Annotated in this window: 8 protein-coding genes and 1 pseudogene; 4 read left to right on the forward strand and 5 right to left on the reverse strand. The window is 64.8% G+C overall.

Going from position 1 to position 7,284, the window contains the following annotated elements; genetic code table 11:
• The first annotated feature begins 391 nt into the window (after positions 1-391).
• Entirely contained in the window at positions 392-907 is a 516-nt protein-coding gene (locus HQ308_RS19915; RefSeq protein ID WP_222647584.1) for a hypothetical protein, read from the forward strand.
• Positions 908-1,159: 252 nt separating this feature from the next.
• Here the strand turns inward: HQ308_RS19915 and HQ308_RS19920 are convergent, their stop codons facing one another.
• Positions 1,160-1,666, reverse strand: coding sequence for a hypothetical protein (locus HQ308_RS19920; RefSeq protein ID WP_222647585.1), 507 nt, complete (start codon positions 1,664-1,666; stop codon positions 1,160-1,162).
• Positions 1,667-1,961: 295 nt separating this feature from the next.
• Here HQ308_RS19920 and HQ308_RS19925 point away from each other — a divergent pair, with 295 nt between their 5' ends.
• A complete protein-coding gene (locus HQ308_RS19925) occupies positions 1,962-2,162 on the forward strand; it encodes a hypothetical protein (RefSeq protein WP_222647586.1) in 201 nt (66 codons plus the stop codon).
• Positions 2,163-2,688: 526 nt separating this feature from the next.
• Here HQ308_RS19925 and HQ308_RS19930 read toward each other — a convergent pair.
• From HQ308_RS19930 to HQ308_RS19940, 3 genes are all read right to left on the reverse strand, one after another.
• Positions 2,689-3,483 carry an FAD-dependent thymidylate synthase gene (locus tag HQ308_RS19930; protein ID WP_222647587.1) on the reverse strand — a complete coding sequence of 265 codons (795 nt, stop codon included), beginning with the start codon at positions 3,481-3,483 and terminating at the stop codon, positions 2,689-2,691.
• Positions 3,484-3,597: 114 nt separating this feature from the next.
• Entirely contained in the window at positions 3,598-4,455 is an 858-nt protein-coding gene (locus HQ308_RS19935) for a hypothetical protein (RefSeq protein ID WP_222647588.1), read from the reverse strand.
• A gap of 191 nt (positions 4,456-4,646) precedes the next feature.
• Positions 4,647-4,985 (reverse strand): hypothetical protein, encoded by a 339-nt coding sequence (locus HQ308_RS19940; RefSeq protein WP_222647589.1) that lies wholly within the window; start codon positions 4,983-4,985, stop codon positions 4,647-4,649.
• A gap of 251 nt (positions 4,986-5,236) precedes the next feature.
• On the opposite strand from HQ308_RS19940, the gene HQ308_RS19945 reads away from it, so the two are divergent.
• Both HQ308_RS19945 and HQ308_RS19950 read left to right on the forward strand, forming a co-directional pair.
• Positions 5,237-5,572, forward strand: a complete 336-nt coding sequence (locus HQ308_RS19945) for a hypothetical protein (protein WP_222647590.1) — start codon at positions 5,237-5,239, stop codon at positions 5,570-5,572.
• A 13-nt stretch (positions 5,573-5,585) separates the two neighbouring features.
• Positions 5,586-6,203: pseudogene (locus HQ308_RS19950) on the forward strand (DUF6308 family protein).
• Between the two features lie 474 nt (positions 6,204-6,677).
• Here HQ308_RS19950 and HQ308_RS19955 read toward each other — a convergent pair.
• Positions 6,678-7,284 (reverse strand): hypothetical protein (locus tag HQ308_RS19955; RefSeq protein ID WP_222647591.1); only part of this gene is annotated, 607 nt, incomplete at its 5' end.

The following is a 7,284-nucleotide window of genomic DNA, read 5'->3' on the forward strand; positions in this document are numbered from 1 at the left end:
AACTCCGCCTCCTCCGTCGAGACGACCACCGGCACGGATTCCAGCAGCCCCATCCGCAGCGCCTTCTCCGTCGCAGCGGCGGTCCAGGCGGCGAGGGAGCAGTCCGCTGTCTGAGACAGAGCACTCGTCTTCTGAAGCTGGCAGGCGTGTTGCGATCTGCCCGCACGCGAGTCGAGCTAACGCCATCGATCCTCTCACCGATGACTATCTAGTTGCTCGTGGAATGGCCACGACCGACGGCACACGAGATGATGAGGACCTTATGCCGCAGAGGGTTTACACCGGCTGTCGAGACTGCAGGAACTGCACAAATTCCGATCTCGCGCACACTGGCCGGAAGCTGGGGCGCGCGTCCGCCGGTGTCGTGACCCTCGGTGCATCGGAGCTTGCGATGGCCACCAAGAAGAAGTGCCGTGCATGTGGACACCAACTGAGCCTGCACGCGCAATTTGTCGAGTCGGTCCAGGCTCCGAACGGATACGCGGCCCCGGCGTCGGGTGCACCGGCCCCAACCGACTCTGCTTCCGGAACCGGCCACCACAATGCAAGCCGGCCGGGATTCCTGAGCCGCACATACCGACGGATCCATACGTTCTACACCCACCCCGATGCCGCCACCAGGCGCAAGCGTCGATTCGGAACTGCAATTGGCCTGGTCGTCTTCGGCGTGATCGGCTCGATCGGGAACTTCGCCGACGGTGAACTCGGTGCGGGCTTCGCGGGGCTGGCGATGGCAGTCGGTGGTGTGATCTGGGCGCTGCGGGAGATGGCGGCAACGAAGCGGACTCGGGACGCGGAAGTCATCGACCGGGCGCAGCAGCAACATCACTCGTCCGACCCGAACCGACAGCTGTACGGCGAGTATCAGCCACCGAACCTGAACTCCGACGAGGACGAGACCCGGTAGGTCCAATATGCAGGGATGCTATGTGTAGCTGAACGGAGAGCAATCGGAGCGTGACGAGTTCGGACGCGCATGTTTTGCAAGGTGCCCGACCCGATCCGCAAAATAGCGATCATGGTGAAACCCTGCTGGGGTCCCCTCGTCTCCGAACGTAAGCCCCTCGACTCTTGCGAGTCGAGGGGCTTACGTGGCTCACGCAGACTTGCTCAAGGTGTAATCACTCCAGCTGCAAAGTTCGGTGACCGGGATGCTCGATCACCCACGAATGACGACCTCAATCGATTCAACATCGACGTCGTACGTCAGCGCGAGTCCAGCCTTCGCCTCCCGGATGGTCAATCCTGCAGATGCCCGGACAGTCTCCGCGGCCGCCGGCTCCTCCTGAAACGGTTCGAAGTCGAGGGCATTCACGTCTATCCCCAGGCTTTCAACCGTGGTGTATCGCACGGGATTCCGATCACCCGTCCACGCGTGGGCCACGTTGACCCGCGCGTACTCGCTGAACTGAATCTTCCAGCGACTGGCGTCGCCGTCGGTAGCCGGGCTGATCCGTGAGATCCGCCCGACCAGGAATGCACTTCCATGGGGCTCGGTGCCGTCCGCGTACGCCTCCGGGTTGTGGGCGTTCTGCGTGCACACCAGGTACTCGCACTTCTTGGCGCGACCAGCGTCCAACTTCCACGACTGTGATCCGCCCTCGTTCAGGATCGAATCAAAGCTCTTTCCGGTGAACACGACTACTGCATTCTCACTGTTCGTCATGGTCTAGATGGTAGCGAACTATCAACGAACTATCAACGAACTGTCGACGATCGAATTCGAGCTTGTCTAAGGTGCGCTTTCATGGATCGCGAGACTTGGCCGATGTCCCAACCTCCCGGGCGGTCAGATGTAGGCGCGACCGGGTGGTAGGTGGCGGTCGGGGAGTGACCCGGTTGGTTCCGACCGCAGGCACTTCGGCCCTGTGTGTGGCGCTGCGAGAAGTTTCGGGCAGCGCCTCGGGCCCGTCTGGGAAGTCGTGTCGAAGGGGAACCACAAGGAGGTTCGCTGCGTCCAAGTGAACATGGACCCGGAGCAACGCGCTGCACTCATCGCCGACGGATACGACCCCGACGACCCAGCCCTTCTCGCCGAGCACGATCAGGTCCGCGCGCTCCTCCGCGCGCATCGACACCTCACCAGCGAACCCGGGCGGCTACGCGACTGGTACCGCACCACCGGACTCACCCGACTCCCTAACCGCCCGGGCCCGATATAGAACACATGTTCGATTGCTGATAGCTTGGCAACGCGGGGTCGGGTGGCGGTCGACGCCAACAGTCGATCCGGGAAGCGCCCGGCCCCGCACACGATCATCGGAACCGCCAGCGGTATCGGAGGCGACCATGACCCGCGTCGACTGGACAGGCCTTGCCCGAAGTCTCCGTGACCATGCCGCTGCCGACGCCGAATTGCGCACGGCGGACACAGGGAAGCCGCACCGGCCCGACCACCTCGTGCTGCGCATCGCCAGCTCTTGCGACACCGCCGCCTACAGCCCCGACCGGCCCAATCCCCGCCTCGAGACACAGGTCGCGGCAGCTCTCGCCACCAGACCGACTGCCAGGCCGCGCACAGGGAGTTTCGACTTCAGTAGCAGCCCCGGCCACCGCCCCGACGCCCCGCGCCGCTGAATCGATGCACTCTTAAGGTGCGGCATCCACATCGAGTCGCAGTCGGCCACTGGTCGACGGCAGGCCGCGCCCGCGTCGGTGGTCGCGTATCGCCTCCTCTGCGGGCGACGGTCAGGGTGGCTTCATCGCCCGGCCCGAGCGGTTCGCCCACGCCCACTTCTCAGCCTTGTCCACGTCCCATACCGCGAAGCGCACAGGCCCGAACACCGCCGGATACCTGTCGGCGAAGATCGTCCCGACCGAAGTCGCGAATCGTTGCATGTCGGGCTCTTCGCGAGGTGAGTCGCAGTCCACGAGGAATCTTGCCCACGACCGAAAATTTCCGGTCAAGGTCAGATTCGTGACCGTCATGTTCAGCAGAGCAGCACGCGCCACCGCCCTCCTGTCCTCCGGGTAGGTGTCACCATCGGTATCTCGGCCGCTGTCGGCGTAGGACACGCGAGCGCTCTGCAACATGGTCCACACCTGTATCGACTGCTCGTGCAAGTCATGCAGTGCCGTCCGGAGTTCGTCGTCGTCGCCGACCTCCTCGGGAATCGCCGGGGGGATATCGAAGCGGTCGAACCGTGTCCTTCGCTGCGGCCGCTCGTCGACGGCAAACTCGCGACGTGCACGCAGCAGGTACCCAAGAGAAACCGGCACCTCCTCCGCGAACAGGGTGACGTAACTGTGCTCGAAGATGCGCCACGCCGACGACGACAGCAGAAAGTGGAGGAACTCGCGGGTGTCTTGCTTGCCATCATGTCCGCGCCAGATCAGGTGAGTCCTGGATCGGCCGATGAACTCGGCGACCAGTTCAGCGCCGGCCGGATCGTAATCGACGTTGACAGGGCCACCACCGTCCACGAAGAACGGGTGGTCCTCGGGGATCACGCTCGCTGTTTCGCCGACGACAGTGATCTTCACGGGTTCCTCTCGGTCATGATTCCGTCCGACACTCGTGACCAGGTCGCCGCCACCGACCTGACGGGAGGGACGCACTCGGAGTCGAAGGGGCGTGGCCGGACGGTTCGTGTCCGATCAGTTGGTGTTCGCTGCCGCAGCAGTTTCGGAGTACCGGGCACGCAGAGTTGCGAGTGTTGTCCGACCCGATGGTTCGTCGACGGCCCAGAAGTCCCACCCGTTGACCGCACCTCCGTCCTTCGCAGCTTTGCCCGCCGCACTGGGAGTTGGGTAGATGTCGGAAGCGAACTCGATCCGGCCGTCGCTCAGGACCTCCGCGCTGGCCGGCCATGCACCGTTGGTCGATGTCAGCTTCGTTCCCGCGGAAAGCATTCCTGCTTGGAGGAGATGAAACACCGTGATCCCCTGGAAACGGCTGGTACGGGTGGCGCCCGTCTGCGACAGGATGACGCCGGACTCGTCGGCCGTTGCCGGGTCGTGACCGAGTAACCGCAGGACTCGGCTGATCGGAAGCACACATGCCTCCAGAGTGGCGCGGTCGAAGGCCGGGAGTGTTTCGTCGACCGGGCGAACCTTGTTGTGCAACTGAGCATTCTCGGCGGCATTCAGCAGGTCGTAGAGGCGACCCTCGACCCATGCGACCTGCGCCGAGTTAAAGCTGTGTGTCGTGTCCCGCTGGATCAGCAGCGCACGTCTCCAGTGATCTTTATTCGTCAAGTGATCGAGCAGGCGCGTTCGGATGCCCCCGGGTGCAGTCATCCCGACGTAGCACCCCCACTTGCCCTCTGCATCCACGGGATCAAGAAGCACATAGTTGCCCGGTCGGTTCCATTCGAGCCCGAGACGGCGAACGTGGGCCTGCTCGACGACGGCAAGACGGAGGGCGGCGTGGGCGTCGTACATGACGATCGGGTCAGCCGCGGTCTCCGGCAGCAGGACGGTCACCGGGAGCAGATCAGCTTCACGTTCGATCACCGCCCGAGTATCGCAGTGCATACCGACAGGTCCCGAGAATCGAGACACGCGATGTCGAAACCTGCTCGGCGTGACGTTCCAACGCGTCAATCAGCTCGTCAACACCAGACCCACGATCACCGCGGCCGCGGTGTCACGGGATCACCTCACACCTCGTCGCCGTCGATGGTGCGCGGCTCGGCAGTGCCGTTTCATCCGGTTGCGGTGTCGGTGGTGGGGGTCTTCGCTGCGGTGCGGGTGCGTCGGGCCCTGGCTCGCCGCCCCGTTGTTCGGGGCGCGGCCGGGGTGGGCAGGCCCGCGGACTTGAGCTCGGCCGGTGTCCAGCCGGCATCGACCGCTTCCTTGTAGGCCTTCGCCAGTGCGGTGTCGGCGTCCGCCGCTGCAGTGCGGGCGGCAGTCACGGCGGAGTGCGCTGCGGAGGCTGCGGTTGCGGCGTCGAAGAGGGATTCGACGTAGCGGGTGCGTGTGTCGATGGCAGCGCGAGCGCGCGCGAGAACAGTGTCCTTGTCGAGGGTGGTGATGGCAGACATGAGGGCCTCTCGTGGGAGCGTCGACGGCCGCACGACACCTACGCGACACGCACACCCCCCGTAGGAGCGGTGGGTGCACACGCCGAGTTGCGGCGACCGGGTCATGGACGCTCGACCGTGACCCTCATCGACGGTCGAACAGTTCGACTCTAAACCATCACTCCAACGGGTGCACGCCCTGATGCGCACCGCAATTGCTTCGGTAGCTACGGGGCGGCGTCGGTGTCTGTGGCCTGTGACAGCCTCCGGGAATGGTCGACCGCAGCGCATCCCTCCCGCCGCTAACCCGGGTCCGAGACGTGCTCGATGGGCAGGTCGAGGACGGCACTCACGCTGTGCTGCTCGGGTCCTTCGTCGACGTGATCACGGCGCGGAACGAGCAGTCGGGGCTGTGGGCTCGTGGGCTTTTGGTCGACGACACAGGTGCGGTCCAGTTCTGGCTTCTCCCGCGCGCCTTCACGCGCACCGACCATAAATATCTGGACGGAGCGACACAGGTTGTCGTGAACGCCTGCGTCTCAGTCTCGGACACTCTGACCGCGTTGGTGATCAATCAGGTTTCACGTCACGGGTCTGCGAACGCCTGACACACTCCGCATCATGAGCGTCACACTTCCGCCACCTCTCACGGCCGCCACCGACGACGACGCGGTAGCGCTCCTGCGCGAGTACTACGGCAGTACCTACCTCGACAGCGGGTGCTACACCGGCGCGTACTTCGACAGTTGGGCACCGCAGAATCGGGTGGCCGACGCCGACCGATTCACCGCCGACGATCTGGTCGCGATCACGTTCTTGTCGGTCGACGTCGATGCACGCGCGGCACGCGAACTGCTCGTCACCCGCGCCGCACGATTGACCGAACTGTTGGACGCTGTCGGACCCGACCGAGACCTCGTCGACGAAACTCACGAAGTGACATCTCTCCGACGTCTGGAAACGGAACTGAGGAGCATCAACGACGTCGGCTTCACTAAAGCGTCGAAGTTGATGGCGCGCAAACGACCGCGTCTGGTGCCGATCTACGACACCGTCGTCACTCGCGTCCTGAACACGGTCGAGGTTCACTGAGATCCGATCAGGGAAGCCCTCCGCGCCGACAGCGGTGCGCTGCATGCCCGACTGCTGACGATCCGAGCCGCAGCAGCATTGCCCGAGGAGATCAGTGCGCTGCGTATTCTCGACGTAGTCACCTGGATGTACGGCAAAGCGGCGTAGGTAACCCGCCGACCGGGGGCGTGGCGAGTGCAGGCGTGCGACCAGTAGTAGTCGTTCCCGTACGGGTCGCGCCGGTAGCGACCGCCGGCCGTGCCGCTTGCGTCGGCGAGCGCGAACAGCGGCAGCATGAACACCACCACAGCGACGAGCGTGAGGACCGCGGCGATGACGGCGGAGAACACGACCGCAAGGGCTATGAGGAACGCTGCGCTTCCGATGACGGTGAGAATGTTCGCGACGAATCCCTTCCACCCGGCGTCATTTTCGTTGAGGTAGCGGACGTACCAGATGAGGAGGCCGGCGAAGGCGACGGGGGGGCGGGTCGACGTCGTCGGTGAGAAGCGAGGTGAGCGTCAAGGAAATGTCTTTTCGCGGCGGGACTGCCCTCACCGATTCGGTGTCGCACCGAAGGGGCCTGATGTGTTGTGTGTCTACAGCGAGGCACCGACATCGTGTCCGGTGTTCGGTCCGATGTCAGAACAACGTCGGTGGCGACTGTGTGTCAACGCTGTGGCCGGCGAGCGCGGCCCGCAGTCGCTGCTCGTCGTAGCCGCGGCGCAGCGCGTCTCGTATCGCGACCGCTCGACCGTAGCGGCCGCGCGGATCACCACCTGCCGGCGTCGGCCCGAGGTGCCGGCCGACGGCGACGGCATGTGCCAGGTTCGACGATTGCGTCCCGAGTTTGAGGTGCCCGTCGGCGGCACGCACACACAACGTCTCGTCGCAGTCGTGCTCACCGACGACACCGTCACCCAGGTCGCCGTGCGCGAGGAGAAGCGCGACCCTGTGCGCTGACAAGGTCCGCGGGGTGTCGCCGTCGGTGAAGGTGAAGCGGCCGTACCCGTCCGGGTTCGACACCGCTCCGGTGAAGTAGTGGCACCCCGGAGTCGCGACGACCTTGCTATGGAATCGCCGCACCGTAGCCTCCGACAGCGGGGCTTTCAGCGGCCGCCACGTCCGCGTCGGTGGTACAGGCGCAGCAGTGGTGTCGACGGCGTCGCCGAACAACACCAGTTGCCCGTCGACACCTTCGGCCTTCGCATGTGACGCCGTCACGGTGTGCCCCGGACCCGTCCCCACC

Source organism: Rhodococcus sp. BP-241, from assembly GCF_019836145.1.
GTDB lineage: Bacteria > Actinomycetota > Actinomycetes > Mycobacteriales > Mycobacteriaceae > Rhodococcoides.